An 18,453-nucleotide genomic window follows, 5' to 3' on the forward strand; every position below is an offset into this window, starting at 1 on the left:
AGAGGACCGGACCATGAAAGACGCGAATTTCCTCAAAGAACGCAACGCTCGTGCGATCTGGCACCCGATGGCGCATCCGGCCGAGAGCATCGCCAACCCGCCCGACATCATCGTGGGTGGCGAAGGCGTCACCATCACCGATGTGGACGGCCACACCACGGTCGATGCCGTCGGCGGCCTGTGGAACGTGAACCTCGGGTTCTCTTGCCAGCCGGTGAAGGATGCCATCGCGGCCCAGTTGGACCGCCTGCCCTATTATTCGATCTTTCGCGGCACATCGAACGATCAGGTCATCGAACTGGGCGAGATGCTTGCGGATTTCTTCGCGCCCGACGGGCTGACGCGCGCATTCTACACCTCCGGCGGGTCGGATTCAGTCGAAGTGGCGCTGCGACTGGCGCGCCAGTACCACAAGGTGCGCGGCGAAGCGGGCCGGGTGAAATATCTGTCTTTGAAAAAGGGCTATCACGGCACGCATACGCTGGGGGCATCGGTCAACGGCAACGCCAATTTCCGAACGCAGTACGAGCCCTTGATGCCGGGCTGCTTCCACGTGCCTGCACCCTACACCTATCGCAACCCGTTCAACGAGACGGATCCCGCGAAGCTCGCGCAACTCTGCCTCGCCGCGATCGAGGACGAGATCAAGTTTCAGGACGCTTCGACCATCGCGGCCTTCATCATGGAGCCGGTGTTGGGCGCGGGCGGGGTCATCCCGCCGCACGAGAGCTTCATGCCGGGGGTTCGCGAGATCTGCGACAAGCACGGCATTCTGTTGATCGCGGACGAGGTCATCACCGCTTTTGGCCGCACCGGCGACTGGTCGGGAAGCCGCCATTGGGGCGTGCAACCGGACCTGATGTGCACGGCCAAGGCGATTACGAACGGCTACTTTCCGTTTGGCGCCGTCATGATCTCGGACAAGGTGTCGGACGTGTTCGAGAACGACACCACCGGCAAGGGGGCCATCGGGTCGGGATACACCTATTCCGGTCACCCGGTCGGTGCGGCGGCGGCGATCGCCTGCCTAGGCGAAACCGTCCGGCTAAACGTCAAAGACAACGCGGCAGCGCGGGGCGACCAGCTTTTCGCCGGCCTGAAGGCCTTGCAGGACGAATACGACGTTATCGGCGATGTGCGCGGGGGACATGGCCTGATGCTCGCGCTGGAACTGGTCTCGGACCGCGCCACTAAGACGCCCATCGACAAGCAGGCCATCGGCAAGCTGCACCGCGTGACATATGAAAGCGGGGCGATGGTCCGGGTTTCGGGCAACAACGTGATCCTGTCCCCCTCGCTTATCCTGAGCGAAACGGAAGCCCGCACGATTCTCGACGCTCTCCACAAGGGATTTGCCGCGATCTGATCCGGGTCAGCCGCCGACCGCGCCTTTCTCGCGCAGGTTGACCCCTTCCCAGCTTCCCTCGGCCCAAAGAAGGGTCATGCGCGTGAACGACCCTCGGGCAAGATCGGGGTGGTCCGCGACCTTCATGGCCGAGCGATGGGGTTCGCTGCGGTAGGCGGCCGAAATCACGGCGCCCTCGTTTTCCCAGAGCGAAAGGGTCGGCGCATCCAGACGTTGATCGTCGGGCAGCAACTGCTGTTCGAGGATTACGGACGGCAGGTCGGAAAAGGCCTGCCTTACCGCGCGCGTCCCCTTGCCGAAGGCGATCATGCCTTCGCCGGGATTGCCGATCCCCAGTGTCGTAAGGACGAAGACGGGCCGGGACGACTTCGGTCGCGGGCCGAGATCATGAAACACCGATACCGCCTTGCCGTCAGGGTGCCAGTTCAGGTCGCCGTGGCTTTGGTAGGGCAGCAAAAGCCCGCTCCACCACTCTTCCGCCTGCGTCAGCAGGGGAATGTTTTCGACCCGCCGCTTCAGAAATCGTCGTCCGGCATCGCGATCCGGCCACAGCGCGATCCATGTCCGAATGGTCCGGTTGCGAGAGGGCAGGCCTGCCTCGTTCCACGCCACCTCGGACCCGGCAAGGGCAAAGTCCGCGCCCTCCGGCCCGACGCTCGTGTCGTCGGTCGCGGAAAGGTCACGGGGAAATCTGGCAGAAATGATCGTGAATGCCTGTGCCACCCGAACCCCCTTTCGACCCGGAGCCTAAGGGGTAAGTGGCGAATTACCAAGCATTTGGCCGCGCGATCAGATCGCGATCAGATGATTGTCCCAAGACGAGGGCGTTCGGTTCAGGGCGCGTGGCCCGGCATGGTCGAGGGCGATCAGGCCGCCAAGCCCGTCCGACGCCAGATACCCGTCGCCCAACGCGGCAAGTCCGCAGACGTCGCTTCGCGCAAATGACGCGATGAAATCGCCGTCGGGTGTGAACCGATGAAGGCGACCGCCGCGCGGCGAGGTGATGGCGACCTCGCCACCATTTCCCGCGAAGGCGATGCTGCCCGCATAACCCTGCATCAGCAACTGTTCGTCCAGCGGGGCGCTCGCCAAGATCGGTGCTTCCGTCATCCGGTGCAGCCCAAGCAGGGGCATCGCCGCGCCCTCTTCGCCCTGCCATTGCATCGCGAAGGCCACCAGACCGTCGGGGCGGATCGCAAGGTGGCGGATCGAGTTTTGGTGGAGGTCCGGGTCGAGGATCAGTTTGTCGAGCACGCGGCCCGACAAGTCCGTGTAGACGAGGCTCGGCTCCATCCGGTCGATGTTCATCTTTTCCCGGTCATCGGTTTCGATCCCGCCATTCGCGACCACGAGCCGGGCACCATCCGGCATAAGCCGTATCTCGTGCGGGCCAAGCCCGGTCGTCGGGAAGCTGCCGAGGCGCGTGTAGCTGTCGGTATCCCAGATCCCGACATGGCCCGCGCTTCCAACGATCTCCTGCTCGGAGGTGAACAGCGTCGATCCATCCTTGGAGTAAACGCCATGCCCGTTGAAATGACGGTCCGCTGGCGGTTCGAGATTACGCAGGACGACGCCTGTTGCGCAGTCGATCACAAGCGCGAAACGTCCGGGGCGACGCGCGAACCCGATCGCTTCCGCCCGCGTCGGATGCCCGCAGGCCGCATGGCCGCGTGCGGGCAGTGGAATCGAGAATGTTTCGCGTCCGCCCGCGTCGATCCCGTGGATCGCGTAGGTTCCGTTGGGTTCCCTCGCTGCGGCGATGAAAGACGGCGAGCCAACGGCCGACCATCCCAGTCGCGGCGCACCGGCGGCTGCGATCAGCCCGCCCAGAAACGCGCGTCTGTTCGTCATGTCAGTCTCCGTCCGACGAATTGAAGCCGGGCGTGATCCCGTACCGGGTGCCGACTTCGACCTCGACCGCGTTCTCGACCGCATCGACTTTCTGCTGAAGAATCTCGACATCCAGACGCTTCATGAGATCGCCGATGTTCTGAAAAGACGGGTCGGTGATGGTTTCGGCCTGCTCGCGAACGGCGTCGAGCGCCGCACGGGTTTCGGGGAGTTCCCAGTCGGCCAGAGCCTCGGCCAGCCCGACCGCCGCTTCGGTCGCCAGCACGGATTGAGTGAGGCTACGCCCGGACCGCCAGGCTTCGGCGCGCGTCGGTCGAGCGCGGGCGACCTCACCCAGCGGTCGCCCAAGCCGCGTGTCTTTCGTGAATTCGAGGGCTGAAAGGATCTGCGTATAGATCGCGCGCTGGGCCTCGGCTTCGTCGAGGTAGGTCGTGTTGCCCGCGCTTCCCGGGTCGAGGAGGAGCGGCGCGAAATCGGTCCATCGCGCTTGAAGCGCAGTCGCCTGATCCACCACGTCGCGCGTCAGCGCCCGGACCAGCGTGCAGGCGTAATCGCCCTCGGCATAGTCGTTGAACTGACTGTCGTAGAGCATCCGCTCCAAGGCGAAGAATCCGCGTGCCGCAATGGAAATCTCCTCGAACGCCGCCTGATCTTCGGCCACCGGGTCTTTGTTCGAGATCAGGTCCGCGAGCGTTCTCTCGGTGAAGCCGCGTTTGTCAGGCCAGAAAGACAGGGACAGGGCGCCCTGTTCGCTTGGCCCCAGCCGCACGTCGGCGACCGCCATCCAAGCGTCGAACGCGGCGTTGTATGGTCCGACAAGCCCCTCGGCCTCGCAAGTTTCCTGCGCGGCGTCGTCCAGCACCTCGGCGGCCTCGGTGAAGGCGGCGAGATGTGGAAGGATGTAATCGTTCACGGCCTCTTCGACGCCCGCGACGGCGGGCGTGGCGATCAAGGCGGCGGCGTAGATCAAGTGTCTCACAGCGACTCCAGAAATTTTACAAGGGCGTCCCGATCCGGCTTCGGTCGCGCGACGATGGCGTCACGGGCGGCCTGCGCTTCCCCGCCATGCCAGAGGATCGCTTCCATCAGGGTGCGCGCACGTCCATCATGCAGATAGTTTTCGTGGCCCGACACGAGCTTCGTCAAGCCGATCCCCCAAAGCGGTGCGGTGCGCCATTCATTGCCGGTCGCACGCCCCTCGGGCCGGTTGTCGGCCAGCCCATCCCCCATGTCGTGCAAGAGCATGTCTGAATAGGGCCAGATGAGTTGGAAACTCTGGGCGGGCTGATCTGTTAGGCGGTGGGTCACGAATTTGGGGGTGTGGCAGGCGGTGCAACCCGCGTCGTAGAACACCTGTTTGCCGCGCAGAACATCGGGATCGTCCGATCCGCGCCGGGCGGGCACCGCAAGATTCCGGGCGTAGAAGGTGACGAGGTCCAGTCCGGTGTCGTCGACTTCGAACCCGCCCTGTGCATCGTCATCGCCGTGGGCCGCCCCCACGCAGTCGGTCTGGTTGTCGGTGCATTCGCCCCAGGCGTTCGGAAACAACGGTGTCGAAATTCCGATGTCGCCGGAAAAGGCGGCTGCGCTCTGGTGCCGGATCGTCGGGGTGCCGGCCTTGAGTCCGAATCGTCCGAGCATGATCTTTTCATGTTCGATCGACCAGACGAGGTTCGGGCGACCCGATATTCCATCCCCATCCTCGTCCGCCTCGTCGGCATGGGCGAGGATGTCCTGCGCGGGTATCGCCTCGAGCAGACCGAGACCGATCATCTGCGGCGTCAGTCGCGGCGACAGCATCGCATCCGCGTGCAGGGGACCATAACCAAGGTCCGTCAGTTCGTAGGTCGGGCTGCGAAGGGTGACGATTTCGCCCCCGGCCAGCTCGACCGGAATATCCTCATAGTTGATCGAGACCTGCGCTTCGGCGGGCAGGCCGGAGGTGCCGAAATCCTGTATCTGGCCGCCATAGTTGGGTTCTTCGGTGGCCCCGATGAAATCCTCGACCTCCTGCATATTCAACGCGACTTCGGCCGGAATAGACACGCGAAGGAAGAACGAAACCGCATTGTCGTCGGGCCCTTCTGGCAGATGCCCGCGCCCGTCCTTGATGTGGCAGTTCTGGCATCCCCTGGCGTTGTAGAGCGGGCCGAGACCATCGGACGCCTCGGTCGACGAGGGTGCCGTGACCCAGATCTTTCGGAAAAGGCCGTTGCCGACCTTGAACTCCAACTCGCCCTCGAAGCCGATATTGGCCGAGGGCTGGCTGAAGGCGTCGGCATTGTCGCGCGCCCGCACGGTGGCGGCACCGGCCGGACGTTCTTCGAATTGCTCGGGCGCCGAAAAATCGGTTGTCAGCGCGGTCACCTTGGCGATCCGCGCCGCTTCTTCTTGCGTGCGTGGCACGACGTGCAGATGCTCGTCGCCAAGCTTCGTCAGGTCGAACCCGACGGCTGGCCCGGCGGCGATCAGAAAAGCGGCAAGGCTACTCTTCGCTATCCATCTTGGCGGCGTTGAGATGCGCGTAGTTTTCGGCCCCGATCCGTTCGTAGAGGTCGATCTGGGTTTCAAGGAAGTCAATGTGGCCCTCTTCATCGGCAAGCAGGTCCTCGAACAACTTCATGCTCACATAGTCGTTCTCGTCCCGGCAGACATCGCGCGCTTCTCGGTACAGTTTGGCCGCCGAATACTCTGCCGCAAGGTCGCAGTCGAGCGTCTCGCGCGGTGTTTCCCCGATCCGGAGCGGGTCGAGTTTCTGAAGGTTCGGATGCCCTTCCAGAAAGATGATCCGCTCGATCAGCTTGTCGGCGTGCTGCATCTCTTCGATGCTTTCTTCGCGGCTCTTGGCCGCCATGTGCTTGAGCCCCCAGTCATCCTGAAGACGATAGTGCAGCCAATACTGGCTGACCGCAGTCAATTCGTGCCGAAGCGCCGAATTGAGGTATTCAATAACTTTCTCGCTGCCCTTCATGGCGCTTCTCCTCTGCCGGGTGCCCGCGCAGATTGCGCAGGCTTAAAGGTACATGGAGGCTATCACTTTGACGCATCGTCGCAACGAAGAGCGACATGCAGCCACCGCAATCCGCGGATTTCCCGAGCGCATGGTAGATGCGCCCAGGTGTGATGATCGTCCGTTCATCCGCGGCGCGCATCCAGTCGATTGCGGCGTGGATGTCGCGATCCGAGATGTTCTGGCAGTGACAGACGATCATACCGCGCAGCGCCTTACTGAAAGACCGCGTTGGGGTTGTCGAGGCTGTCGGAGCCTTCGAACTCGATCGCCTCGAGGCCCAGATCGGCCACGATACGTTCGATCGTCGCGGTCTGGTCGATGAGGCCGTCGATTGCGTCCATCATCAGCTTTTCGCCTTCTTCATTGCCGGGGGCGAGCATCTGATCCACGGCCATACCGTTTTCGGCCGCGTCCGAAATCGCCGTCATGGCGGTCATGGTGGTGTCCAGCTTTTCCTTCATCTCGGTGTCGAGATCGGCGTTGGCCTCGGCCACCAGATCGGACAGCGACGGCCCTTCGACGACCGATCCGTCCACGCGGGTGTAGGACCCGAGGTAGACGTTCTGCACACCAAGGCCGTCGTTGTAATGCGACCGGTGGGTGTTGTCCGAGAAACAGTCATGCTCTTCTTCCGGGTCGTTCAGCATCAGGCCAAGGCGCATACGCTCACCGGCCTGTTCACCGTAGGAGAGAGAGCCCATGCCGGTCAGGATCGCGATGATCCCGGCGTCTTCGTTCGCCATCACGGCTTCGCGGGCTTCGCCGCCCTGACCCCATGCCGCGACCATTTCTTCGAGGTCGGAAATGAGCAGGTCCATCGACGCTTCGAGATAATCGACGCGGCGGTCGCAGTTGCCGCCCGTGCAGTCGTCGCCCTGAGCGAAATCGGTATAGGGGCGGTCGCCCGCGCCGGCGTCGGTGCCGTTCAGATCCTGACCCCAGAGCAGGAATTCGATGGCGTGGTAGCCACGCGCGACATTCGATTCGATCCCGTCGGCTTCGTTCAGCGTGTCCGCGATCAGTTCAGGCGTGATGGACGAGGCGTCGACCTCCTGCCCGGCGATGGTGAGCTCTGGGTTCGCGATCACGTTCACCGCCGCGAAGGGGTTTTCGTCGGTGGCGCCGCCATAGCTTTCGTCGACATAATCGATCAGGCCCTCGTCCAGCGGCCACGCGTTCACCTTGCCTTCCCAATCGTCGACGATCGGGTTGCCGAAACGGTAGACCTCGGTCTGCTGATAGGGCTCGCGCGCCGCGACCCATGCCGCGCGTGCCGCAGCGAGCGTGTCTTCGGACGGGCTGGCGATCAGCGCCTCGACGGCATCGTTCAACGCCTGTGCGGTGGTCAGGCTGTCTTCGTAGCCCGCGTGTGCGATATCGGCGTAGGTCGTGAGCACTTCGCCCTTGGTTGCCGCAAAAGCCGGAACGGTGCCGAGGATCAGGCCAGCCGCCGTAAGTGTCGCGCGTTTCATCATATCAGTCCCTTTGGTCACTTCGTAATTCTGGTGCTTGGCCGAATAGCTGATTGATTTGGTCGGATAAGTCAAGGAATGCCCGAGTAAAGTGATCGGGAATTTGGAATGGTTCCAATCAGAATCGAAAAAGGGCGGCCCAGCGGACCGCCCAGATGCGTATTTCATGGCCTATGGCGTCAGAACAAGTCTGGCAGGAACAGAACGAGCGCCGGGAAGGCGATCACCAGCGCGACCACGAGGATGTCGGACAGCAGAAAGGGAATCACCCCTTTGAACACCTGCACGACGCTGACGTATTTGCTCGCTACGTTTTTGATGACGAACACGTTCAACCCGACAGGGGGCGTAATCATCCCGATCTCAAGCAGTTTCACCACCAGCACCCCGAACCAGACAAGGTCGATGTGCTGGGCCTCGAGCACGGGCAGGAACACCGGCAACGTGACCAACATCGCGCCGAACGGCTCCATGAACGTGCCCAGCGCGAGGTAGATCAGGACGATGATGAACATCAGACCGACATAGGTGATGTCGGCCCCCGCGACGGCCTGCGCGATGAAGCTTTGCAGACCGGACAGGCCAAGGAACCGCGTGAACATCGTTGCCGCGAACCCGATGATGAGCAGCGATCCGGTGGTGGTCACCGTTTCGATCAGGGACCGCGAAATCGCTTTGCGGGTGAGCTTTCCGGTCGCGCCCGCGACGACGAAGGTGCCGAGCGCGCCGATGGCCCCGGCCTCGGTGGCCGTGAACAACCCGCTGAAAAGCCCGCCGAACACGATCAGGATGAGAACCAGAACGGGGAGGAGCGACAGGAACACGCGCGCACCCTCGCCTTCGTCCACTTCGGCGCGACGGGGGATGACGTCAGGCCGGGTCAGGCTGATGACAAGGATCACGAGCGTATAGGCGATTGCAGTCGCGATCCCGATGCTGATCCCGCCAAGAAAGACCTTGGTGACCGAGGTTTCGGCGATGATGCCGTAGATGATCATCAGGATCGATGGCGGGATCAGCGCCCCGATGGTGCCACCCGCCGCGATGGACCCGGACGCGATAGACGGTCGATAGCCCGCCTTGACCATTTCCGGGATCGCGATGCGCCCCATGGCCGCTGCCGTGGCGAGCGAGGAACCGGAGAGGGCGGCGAAGCCGGAACAGGCGAAGATGGACGAGATCGCCAGACCGCCGGGCAATCGGGCGAGGAACACCTTCGCCGCATCGAACAACCCCGCCGTCAGGCCGGTGTGGAACGCGACGAAGCCCATCAAGAGGAACATGGGAACCGCGCTCATCGTCCAGCTTGCGACGAAGCTGTAGGGCGTGTTCTCGAGGATGCCGAGCGCGGGTTTCAGCCCGATCATCGCCCAGATACCCGAAAAGGACACGAGGATCAGGGCAAGCGCGACGGGCAGACGCAGGACAAGCAGGATGGCGAGCGCGATGACGCCATAAATGCCGGTTTCGACGCTCATTCGGTGGCCTCATCCAGTTGCGCGGCAAGTGTCGGGTTCAGATAGCCGATCGCCAGCAAGGCGGTGATGACGGTCGCAAGCGTGAACCCGATCGGCGCGAAGTAGAACGAATGCCAGACCGGCATCTTGTAGGTCGCGATCTCGACGAGCGTGCCGACCCGCGTTTCGGAAAGGGCTTTGTCCCAGTTGGTCCAGGCGAGAAAGCCATAGATCACCGACGCAACGACCATGACGAGTGCGTCGGAATATTGCCGGACCCGTTCGGACAGCGCGAAGTCGATCAGTTCGACCGAGATCATCTGTCGGCGAAGCTCCAGCCAGCCGAGCGGCAGGAACGCAAGCGCCGTCATGTAATACCGCGCCACGATTTCAGGCACGGTGTTCATGGAGATGCGGAACAGGTTGCGCAGAACGACGTCGAGCGAGATGTGGAGCATCATGGCGACGACGGCGAATGCGCCGATATACCCCATCGTTCGGGCAATCATCCGCGCGATGGCGACCAGCTTTCCCATAGTGCGACCCTGAGATGAGTGGTTGGGGTGCCCCGGCCCATGAACAGGGCCGGGGCGTCGACATCACATGCCGTAGGTTTCAAAGTCGACCTTGGACCAGATCTCGTCCCAGGCGCGGGCGGCGAGAGCTTCGGGGTCTTCACCCACTTCGGCCACGATCCCGTCCCACTTCTCGATCAGAGCCGCGAAGTCGGCGGCCAGCGGGTTGCTGTCGATGCGCGACTGCACGTCCTGTTCGGCGAAACCGTTCGATGCCGCGAGGAACTCTTCCGACGGTTCGGTGTCTTCGATCCCGGCCTCCGCAACGGCGGCGTTGGCTTCACCCGGCATCTGGTAACCCCAGCGGTCGGTCAACTGCGGGTCGGCGCGGTTGGCGGCTTTGGCGAACTGGGTCCGCTGTTCCACCGACATATCCGCCCAGACATCTGCGGCGACGGTGAAGTTGGACGTCACGTGATAAGTGCCCAGCGGCACGCGCAGCACGTTGGTCGCCACGTCGACGAGACGGTATGACAGCATGTCCGCGATAGACGCCATGGTGCCGTCGATGGTGCCCTGGCTCAGGGCTTCGAAGGTCTGGCCGACCGGCAGGTTCACCGGGGTCGCGCCGAAGTTTTCGGCCCAGCGCGAATACGGTGCACCGCCCGAACGCAGGCGAAGGCCCTGAAGGTCTTCGATGGTGTTGACCGGCTTGGTGGTCATCAGCACGTAGACGTCAGACGACCCGGAACCCAGGAACACGCCGCCGAAAGCCTTGTATTCTTCCTGACAGGGCGCGCAGTTCACGACCCACTCGGTCATCGCCCAACCCATCGCGTGCGGATTGCGCCCGGCAAGGGCAAGGTCGCCCGCCACGCCGGTTTGCGGGAAGTCAGCCGCGAAATAGAGCGGGAGCGAGTTGCCGACGCCGGCAAGCCCGGTCTGAAGCGCATCCTTCATCTGGGGCAGCGAAACGACTTCCGGCCCGATGACGTTCGCGGTCATTTCGCCGCCGGTTTCCTCGGCGAGGAACTCGGCGAACTTGCCGTACATATAGGCCGCCGGGTGCGCCGGAGGGGCGGCCGGGGCGGCGACGACGGTTTCGGCCTGCGCCGGTACCGCGAAGGCGAGGGCAGCGGCAAGGGCCGCACCCGTTACATTCCAAGTCTTCATTGTGGTTCTCCTCCCAATCAGACGTCCTAAAGGTTCAGAAGACGCTTCGCGTTTTCCTTGAGGATGAGCGGACGTACCTCATCCTTGAATGGAGCTTTCTCGAAATCGGCCAGCCAACGGTCCGGCGTGATCGCGGGCCAGTCGGAACCGAAGAGCATCTTTTTCTTCAGCATCGAATTCGCGTATTTCACCAGAATTTCCGGGAAATACTTCGGGGACCAGCCGGACAGGTCGATGTAGACGTTCGGCTTGTGCTGGGCGACGGCCAGCGCCTCTTCCTGCCACGGGAAGGACGGGTGGGCCATGATGATCTTGAGGTCGGGGAAATCCACCGCCACGTCGTCGATGGACATCGGGTGCGAGTATTTCAGCCGCATCCCCATGCCGCCTCGCATCCCCGAACCGACCCCCGTCTGCCCGGTGTGAAACAGGGTGATGACGCCTTCTTCTTCCAGCACTTCGTAGAAAGGATAGGCCATGCGATCATTGGGCCAGAAGCCCTGCATCGTCGGGTGAAACTTGAACCCCCGCACACCGAAATCACGGATAAGCCGACGCGCCTCCCGCGCGGCCATCTTGCCCTTCCACGGGTCGATGGAGGCAAACGGGATCAGGATGTCGTCGTTCTCGGCGCAGATCTCGGCCACTTCTTCGTTCGAATAGCGGTGGAAGCCGGTCTCGCGCTCGGTATCGACCGGAAAGATGACGGCGCCGATCTTGCGCTCGCGGAAGTATGCGGCGGTCTGGCCCGGCGACGGAAGCATCCCGTCGGCCCCGGCGGGGTTGCCGAAATACTTGGCCATCCCGGCCTGAAACTCCATGTACCCGTCGTCACGGGTTTCGCCGTGTTTGCACGGCTCTTCCGCGTGGGTGTGGATGTCGATGGCGACGAGTTCGTCGACGTTCAGTGGCATGCGTTCAGTCCTGTGAATTTCTTGAGCAGCGAGGTCAGTTGATCCGCCTCTTCCTGGCTCAGGTTGTCTTTTTCGGTGAAGTTGAACGAAAGGAAGTTCTCGCGGTGCGCTTCGACGAAACCGCTTCCCTCCTCGGTCAAATAAAGCCGCACAGCCCGCCGGTCCGACTTCGGCGTCTTGCGCGTGACGAGCCCGCGCTGGACCAGCCGCGCCGTGAGTTTGGTCATATGCGCCGGCTTGATCCGAAGCGTGTTCGCGATACTGCCCTGCCGCAGTCCGGGGTTCAGACCGATCACCCAGAGCACCGTGAACTCGCCCGGTTTCAGCCCATGGTCGCCCAGATTCTCGAAGAAGTTGTCGAACGCCTTGATCTGGGCCAGACGGATAAGGAAACCGAGCGAATCCGTGATGGCGCCCATCCGGATCGGTGCGTCTTCGGCTTCCTGTTCCATCGCGTCCCGCATCAGTCGTCCTTTGTCACCGCGACCTTGCCCGCTTTCTTGTTCAAGAATGCGTTCAGCCGCTCTTCCGCTTCCGGGCTCGTCGCCGTGAAAGAGGCGATGAAGCTTTCGACGAACAGGCCATCGTCCGAGGCCATATCCTGAATGCGGGGCAAGGCATTGATGATCGCGTAGTTCGAGATTTCCGCATTGGTGGCCGCGTGCGAGGCCAGCGCGATCGCCTTCTCCAAAGCCTCGCCTTCGGGCACGACATACTGAACGATGTTCCAGCGTTCAGCGGTGTCGGCATCGACCGCGCGCCCCGTCAGCATCATGTCAGTCATTCGAGCCAGTCCCATAAGGCGCGCGGACCGGACCGACGCCCCGCCGCCGACGAAAATGCCGCGCTGGCCCTCGGGCAGAGCGAAAAAAGCCGACTTGTCGGCAACCCGCACGTGAACGGACGAGGCCAGTTCCAGACCACCGCCCACGACGGCGCCGTGAAGTGCGGCGAACCATGGCAGTTTTCCCTTTTGAATCCAGCCGAACACCTCGTGCCAGCGGCGCGATCCATGAACGCCCTCGAAGGGTGTCTTTTTCACGTGCTCGGCCAGATCGAGGCCCGCGCAGAAATGGGTGCCATGCCCGTGAATCACCGCCGCTTTGGCCTCGGCTTCCGCCTTGCGCACGATCAGCGCGAGCTCTTCGACGAAGGCATCGGAAATCGCGTTACGCTTTTCGGGCCGGTTCAGGCCGACGAGCGCCACGTTCCCCCGCAGCTCGTAGGTGAGGTATTTCAGGTCCAACGATGTCCTCCCAACCGACTTTTCGAGTCGCGTTGAAACCACTATCCACGGATTTAGTTTCCGCGTAAACTAAATTTTGTAACGCGTCGGGAGGGACGCAAGGGAGGAATGAATGACGAAGGCAAAGCTGCGCCCTGTCAAACTCTGGCAACCGGACATCGCGTGGGAAGAATCGGACGATGGCACGATCTTGGTGCGTCAGACCGCGCCGTTGGGCGACTACCCCGACAAGATCACGGACCGACTGGATCATTGGGCGGATGTCGCGCCGGACCGTCTTTGGATGGTGGAACGGGGCGTCGGTGAGGCGGAGTGGACCGGGCTGACTTATGCCGAAGCGCGCGCTCAGGTCCGGTCGATCGGGCAGGCGCTTCTCGATCTCGGCCTGTCGACGGATAGGCCGCTTGTCATTCTGTCGGGTAACTCGGTCGCCCACGCGCTGATGGCGCTTGGCGCGCAGTATGTCGGCGTGCCCTCTGCGGCCATCGCCCCCGCCTATTCTCTGGTGTCGACGGACCACGGCAAACTCAAAGGCGTTCGGGATCAGATCACGCCCGGCGCGGTCTTCGTCGATGATTTCGCACCATTCGAGCCGGCGATTGCGAACGTCTTTCCCGAACTGACGATCATCGCGAAGACGGGCAACGAATGGTCGTGGAGCAGTCTGGTCAACACGCCGGTGACCGAGGCCGTCGATGTGGCGAATGCGGCGGTCACGCCCGATACCGTCGCGAAGTTCCTGTTCACCTCCGGCACCACCGGCAGCCCGAAGGCGGTCATCCAGACCCAGCGTATGCTTTGCGCGAACATCGAACAGGTGACGGATTGCTACGCCTACCTGCGGGACGAGCCCCCCATCGTCCTCGACTGGGCTCCTTGGAACCACGTCGCGGCAGGCAACCTGATGTTCAATATCGTGCTGCACAACGGTGGCACGTTCCATATCGACGCGGGACGGCCCACCAAGGACATGATCGGCGAGACGATCCGAAATCTTCGCGACGTCTCGACGAACTGGTATTTCAACGTGCCCGCCGGGTTCGAGATGATCCTGCACGAGATGGAGCGCGACCCGACATTCGCCGATGCCTTCTTCCGCGACATGAAACTGATGTATTACGCCGGGGCGGCGATGGCCCAGCATACGTGGGACGACCTGAAAGCGATGGCGGTTCGTACGACCGGCGAGGAAATATTGCTCGCCACCGGGCTCGGCGCCACGGAAACGGCGCCGTTCGTCCTGTTCCAGACCGAGCCTCAGGCAAGTCCGGGCAATATCGGCGTTCCCGCGAAAGACATCACCATCAAGCTGGTTCCGAACGAGGGCAAGCTTGAGGTTCGCGTGAAAGGCCCGAACGTGACGCCCGGCTACTGGCGGAACGAGAAAATGACCGCCGAGGCCTTCGACGACGACGGCTTCTATATGCTGGGGGACGCGCTGAGGTTCGCCGCGCCGGGCGATCCGTCCAAAGGGTTCTTCTTCGACGGGCGCGTGGCGGAGAACTTCAAACTCCAGACCGGGACATGGGTGTCGGTCGGTGCCGTGCGCGCGAAACTGACCGATGCGCTGGGCGGCCTTGCCCGCGATGTCGTGTTGACCGGCGACGGCGAGGAAAAGCTGGGTGCCCTTCTCGTGCCATTCCGTCCCGCCATCGCAGCGCTTGTGCCGGGTGGGGCCGAGATGAGCGATGCCAATCTGTTCACCCATCCGGCGCTGCGCGACGCAGTCGCCGAACGGCTCGCCGCCTACAACGCGAAGGCGACAGGTTCGTCGATGCGGGTGCCCATCGCCATGGTGCTGGTGGAGCCTCTCGACCTCGACAAGGGCGAAGTGACCGACAAGGGGTCGGTCAATCAACGCGCCGTCCTGCGCGAACGCGCCGATCTGGTCGCCCGGCTTTACGAAGAGGGGCCCGAGGTCATCCGTTCGGGGCGCTGACGTCGATTGTCTTTGCCTTGCCGCGCCAATTGTATACATTTCGGTGTATACATGGGAGCGGTAGATGGCTGAAACGCGCGGCAGCACACATGCGAAACGGGCAGCTTACGATCTGCGTCAGCGGATCGTGAAGGGCGAGTTGCCGGGCGGAACGCGGCTTTACGAGGTCGCCCTCGCGGAAGAACTGGAAATATCCCGCACGCCCGTGCGCGAAGCCATGAGCCGTCTTGCCGAAGAGGGCCTGTTGGAGCGCGCGCGGGGCGGCGGATTCGTCGTGCGGTCCTTCACCTATGCCGATGTCCTCGACGCCATCGAACTGCGCGGCGTGCTGGAAGGCACCGCGCTCCGGCTGGCGGCCGAGGCCGGTGTTCCGCCGGAAAAAATTCAGCATATCAAGGGTTTGATCGCACAGATCGACGCGGGTTTCAGTGCTGCCGGCGATCCGCCGGACCTTGAGGCCTATTCGGGTCTGAACGAGCAATTCCACGACGATATCGCGGATCTGTGCCCGTCGGGTATCGTCCGGTCCGAATTGCAGCGGGTCAAATCGCTTCCCTTCGCCTCACCCTCGGCTTTCGTCTTCCGTCGCCGCGAATCACAGACGATGACTCAGTCCATCGTGATCGCTCAGGCGCACCACCACGCCATGATCGAAGCGATCGAACGGCGGGAAGGCGCACGGGCCGAGGCGCTTGCGCGGGAACACGCGCTGATTGCCCGAAGAAACCTTGAAGAAAAGGCACTTGCGCCGGGCGAAGGCAATCCGGCGCTCGCTCTGATCGTCGATTAAGACCCGCCCGCGCATACATTCTGGGGCCGATTCAGCGCAGTTCGCCGGATTTTGCTTGCAAAATCGCGTCAATCGTCGTTCCATGTATACATTCTGATGGTAGGGAGGTCATCATGGCGAAGAGCCTTGAGCAAATCATGCAGGAGACGGACATCGTCACGCACCTGCGCAATTCCAAAATCGGCATGTACATCTACCCGGGCGTCGCCCCGGAGTTCACGAACTGGCGTTCGGAACAGATGGCATGGCGTGACTCGGTCGTTCTTTACGACCAATCGCACCACATGGACGAAGTGACCGTCGAAGGCCCGGACGCGCAGGCGTTCCTCGCCCACGTCGGTATCAACGACTTCGGCAACTTCGACATGGGCCGCGCGAAGCACTTCGTGCCCGTGACCCCGGCGGGCCACGTGATCGGCGACCACATCATCTTCCGTCTGGACGAAAACAAGTACGTGACCGTGGGCCGCGCCCCGACCTCGAACTGGATCATGTTCCAGGCCGCGATCGGCAAGTGGAACGTCAAGGTTTCGCACGACCCGCGCTCGGATTCGCGTCCGGACGGCAAGGCGATCTACCGCACGCACTACCGTTTCCAGATTCAGGGCCCCGACGCCGACAAGATCTTCGAAGAGATCAACGGCGGTCCGGTGCCTGAGATCAAGTTCTTCCACGTCGACACGATCAACATCGGGTCGCGCAAGGTGCAGGCCCTGCGTCACGGTATGGCCGGTGCGCCCGGTCTGGAAATCTGGGGCCCCTACGCGGACAAGTCCTACATCCAGTCGACCATCGCCGAGGCCGCCAAAAAGGTCGGTGTCGAGATGCATTTCGTGGGCTCGCGCGCCTATTCGACGAACACCGTCGAATCCGGCTGGATCCCCTCGCCGCTGCCCGGCATCTACACCGGCGACGGCATGATGAAGGACTACCGCGAGTGGCTGACCGAACAGTCGTATGAGGCCGCAGGCTCCATCGGCGGGTCTTATGTCTCCGACAACATCGAAGACTACTACGTGAACCCGTTCGAACTCGGCTACGGCTTCTACATCGGCTGGAAGAAAGACGACTTCATCGGCAAGGACGCCCTGACCAAGATGAAAGGCGCCTCGTCCAACCGCAAGAAAGTCACCTTCGAGTGGAACGCGGAAGACGTGATGAAGGTCATCGCTTCGAACTTCGCGCCGGGCGAGAAGAACTACAAGTGGATCGACTTCCCGCAGCCCAACTACGCCTCGTCCACCGCGGACAAGGTCATGCAGGGCGACAAGATGGTCGGCATGTCGATGTTCAACGGCTACTCGTTCAACGAACGCTGCCTGCTGTCGTTGGGCGTCGTGGACCAGTCGGTCGAAGTCGGCGATGTGCTTGAAATGGTCTGGGGCGAGCCCGACGGCGGGTCCAAGAAGACCTCGGTCGAGCCGCATGAGCAGACCACGATCCGCGTTCGCGTGTCGCCGACGCCGTATTCGACGGAAGCGCGCACCAACTACGCCGACAGCTGGCGCACCAAGACCTGATCGGTCTGGCCAGGCTTTCCTGCGGCGGGATGGGTCATCCCGCCGCAGACAACCCCGAGATGCCTTGTTCAAGCGGTAATCATCGGGGAAGAATAGACAAACCTTATGGGACAAAGCTGAATGTGACTTGACCGGCCCCACGGCTCCCATACCGTGCGGCCACCTCTATAGCCCGAATTCGGGCGCGACATCTGACTGGGAGGACTACAGATGATCCAAGGAAACATTTTCCGTACTGCCGCCGCAGCCGCGGCCGTCACGGTGGCAGGCATGGCTCCGGCCCTTGCCGAAACCGTAAAGTTTGCGCACTGGGTTCCGCCCGCGCACACCCTCACCGCTTCCACCATCGAACCGCTTCAGGCCGCCGTCGAAGGCTCCGGTCTTGAGATCGAAGTCTACCCCGGTGGCGAGCTTGGCGCCGGTCCGCTCGAACAATACGTCCGCGTCGTTCAGGGCGTGGCCGACATCGTGTGGGGGCTTCAGGGCTATACCTCGTCTCAATTCCCGCTGACCATGGTGTCAGAACTGCCGGGCGCTCTGCCCGAAGGCATGACCGGCTACGACATGTTGTGGAACGCCTATGAGGCCGGGCAGCTCGACGGCGAGTTTCCGGGCACCGTTCCGCTCGCCCTGTGGCTGTCGGAACCGAACATCTTCATCATGAAAGACGTCGACGTTCGCACGCCTGCCGACCTTCAGGGTCTCAAGATCCGCGTGTCGGGTTCCGCTGCGGCGGCCGCCGTCGAAGCCCTTGGCGCGACGCCCGTCCAGATGCCCGCTGGCGAAATCTACAACTCGCTCCAGACCGGCCTGATCGACGGTGTCATCACCGGCGCCTCCGCCGTCGGCGACTTCAAGCTCGACGAAGTGGCGAACAGCTACACACTCAATGCGCCGCTCGGCCACATCTCGTTCTACGTCGTCATGAACAAGGCGAAGTACGAAGGGCTGCCCGCCGAGATGAAGGAAGCCATGGACTCGATCATCGGCCGCAAGCTGTCGCAGTCGGCGGAAGAGGGCTGGAACGCCCGCGCCGCGAGCGTGATCGAAAGCCTCGAAGCCGCGGGTGACAACACCGTCTACACGCTGTCGGACGACGAGCGCGCCGCCTTCGAAGAGCTGACCTACCCGATCCGCGAAAAAGTCGTCGGTGAAGTGGGCGGCGAGGACGTGCTCAAGACCATGCAGGGCATGTAA

The 18,453-nt window shown here is 62.6% G+C and carries 18 protein-coding genes; 5 read left to right on the top strand and 13 right to left on the bottom strand.

The window, feature by feature from the left end; translation table 11 throughout:
- The first annotated feature begins 13 nt into the window (after window positions 1–13).
- A complete protein-coding gene (locus tag HOY44_RS10220; protein ID WP_287434608.1) occupies window positions 14–1,366 on the top strand; it encodes an aminotransferase class III-fold pyridoxal phosphate-dependent enzyme in 1,353 nt (450 codons plus the stop codon).
- Window positions 1,367–1,372: 6 nt separating this feature from the next.
- Here HOY44_RS10220 and HOY44_RS10225 read toward each other — a convergent pair whose 3' ends face one another.
- The 13 genes from HOY44_RS10225 to HOY44_RS10285 all read right to left on the bottom strand — a co-directional run bounded on the left by HOY44_RS10225 (window position 1,373) and on the right by HOY44_RS10285 (window position 13,007).
- A complete protein-coding gene (locus HOY44_RS10225; RefSeq protein ID WP_287434609.1) occupies window positions 1,373–2,089 on the bottom strand; it encodes a hypothetical protein in 717 nt (238 codons plus the stop codon).
- 66 nt (window positions 2,090–2,155) lie between these two features.
- On the bottom strand, window positions 2,156–3,217 hold the full coding sequence (locus HOY44_RS10230; RefSeq protein ID WP_287434610.1) for a DUF1513 domain-containing protein: 1,062 nt from the start codon (window positions 3,215–3,217) through the stop codon (window positions 2,156–2,158).
- 1 nt (window position 3,218) lies between these two features.
- Entirely contained in the window at window positions 3,219–4,196 is a 978-nt protein-coding gene (locus HOY44_RS10235) for an imelysin family protein (RefSeq protein ID WP_353806627.1), read from the bottom strand.
- Window positions 4,193–5,686, bottom strand: coding sequence for a di-heme oxidoreductase family protein (locus tag HOY44_RS10240; RefSeq protein WP_502710694.1), 1,494 nt, complete (start codon window positions 5,684–5,686; stop codon window positions 4,193–4,195). The genes HOY44_RS10235 and HOY44_RS10240 overlap by 4 nt, the downstream gene beginning before the upstream one ends.
- Before the next feature lie 16 nt (window positions 5,687–5,702).
- Window positions 5,703–6,188, bottom strand: coding sequence for a bacterioferritin (gene bfr / locus HOY44_RS10245; protein WP_138422280.1), 486 nt, complete (start codon window positions 6,186–6,188; stop codon window positions 5,703–5,705).
- On the bottom strand, window positions 6,163–6,429 hold the full coding sequence (locus tag HOY44_RS10250; protein ID WP_138422279.1) for a (2Fe-2S)-binding protein: 267 nt from the start codon (window positions 6,427–6,429) through the stop codon (window positions 6,163–6,165). Before HOY44_RS10250 ends, bfr begins: the two co-directional genes overlap by 26 nt.
- Before the next feature lie 13 nt (window positions 6,430–6,442).
- The gene (locus HOY44_RS10255; protein WP_287434750.1) at window positions 6,443–7,702 is read right to left on the bottom strand and encodes an imelysin family protein; all 1,260 of its coding nucleotides are present in this window, start codon (window positions 7,700–7,702) and stop codon (window positions 6,443–6,445) included.
- Window positions 7,703–7,881: 179 nt separating this feature from the next.
- On the bottom strand, window positions 7,882–9,180 hold the full coding sequence (locus HOY44_RS10260) for a TRAP transporter large permease (RefSeq protein WP_287434611.1): 1,299 nt from the start codon (window positions 9,178–9,180) through the stop codon (window positions 7,882–7,884).
- Window positions 9,177–9,695 carry a TRAP transporter small permease gene (locus HOY44_RS10265; protein WP_138422278.1) on the bottom strand — a complete coding sequence of 173 codons (519 nt, stop codon included), beginning with the start codon at window positions 9,693–9,695 and terminating at the stop codon, window positions 9,177–9,179. The genes HOY44_RS10260 and HOY44_RS10265 overlap by 4 nt, the downstream gene beginning before the upstream one ends.
- Window positions 9,696–9,758: 63 nt before the next feature.
- Entirely contained in the window at window positions 9,759–10,847 is a 1,089-nt protein-coding gene (gene dctP / locus HOY44_RS10270; RefSeq protein WP_008332374.1) for a TRAP transporter substrate-binding protein DctP, read from the bottom strand.
- Window positions 10,848–10,873: 26 nt separating this feature from the next.
- Window positions 10,874–11,761 carry a 4-hydroxyphenyl-beta-ketoacyl-CoA hydrolase gene (locus HOY44_RS10275; protein ID WP_008332376.1) on the bottom strand — a complete coding sequence of 296 codons (888 nt, stop codon included), beginning with the start codon at window positions 11,759–11,761 and terminating at the stop codon, window positions 10,874–10,876.
- Window positions 11,752–12,225, bottom strand: a complete 474-nt coding sequence (locus tag HOY44_RS10280) for a MarR family winged helix-turn-helix transcriptional regulator (RefSeq protein WP_008332377.1) — start codon at window positions 12,223–12,225, stop codon at window positions 11,752–11,754. The genes HOY44_RS10275 and HOY44_RS10280 overlap by 10 nt, the downstream gene beginning before the upstream one ends.
- On the bottom strand, window positions 12,225–13,007 hold the full coding sequence (locus HOY44_RS10285; RefSeq protein WP_008332379.1) for a crotonase/enoyl-CoA hydratase family protein: 783 nt from the start codon (window positions 13,005–13,007) through the stop codon (window positions 12,225–12,227). The genes HOY44_RS10280 and HOY44_RS10285 overlap by 1 nt, the downstream gene beginning before the upstream one ends.
- 112 nt (window positions 13,008–13,119) lie before the next feature.
- On the opposite strand from HOY44_RS10285, the gene HOY44_RS10290 reads away from it, so the two are divergent.
- The 4 genes from HOY44_RS10290 to HOY44_RS10305 all read left to right on the top strand — a co-directional run bounded on the left by HOY44_RS10290 (window position 13,120) and on the right by HOY44_RS10305 (window position 18,453).
- Window positions 13,120–14,946 (top strand): feruloyl-CoA synthase, encoded by a 1,827-nt coding sequence (locus HOY44_RS10290; RefSeq protein ID WP_287434612.1) that lies wholly within the window; start codon window positions 13,120–13,122, stop codon window positions 14,944–14,946.
- A 64-nt stretch (window positions 14,947–15,010) separates the two neighbouring features.
- Entirely contained in the window at window positions 15,011–15,736 is a 726-nt protein-coding gene (locus HOY44_RS10295; protein WP_287434613.1) for a GntR family transcriptional regulator, read from the top strand.
- Between the two features lie 113 nt (window positions 15,737–15,849).
- On the top strand, window positions 15,850–17,256 hold the full coding sequence (gene ligM, locus HOY44_RS10300; protein ID WP_138422275.1) for a vanillate/3-O-methylgallate O-demethylase: 1,407 nt from the start codon (window positions 15,850–15,852) through the stop codon (window positions 17,254–17,256).
- 210 nt (window positions 17,257–17,466) lie between these two features.
- Entirely contained in the window at window positions 17,467–18,453 is a 987-nt protein-coding gene (locus HOY44_RS10305) for a TRAP transporter substrate-binding protein (RefSeq protein ID WP_008332390.1), read from the top strand.

The sequence above is a fragment of the Maritimibacter sp. genome (assembly GCF_016774595.1).
GTDB lineage: Bacteria > Pseudomonadota > Alphaproteobacteria > Rhodobacterales > Rhodobacteraceae > Maritimibacter > Maritimibacter alkaliphilus.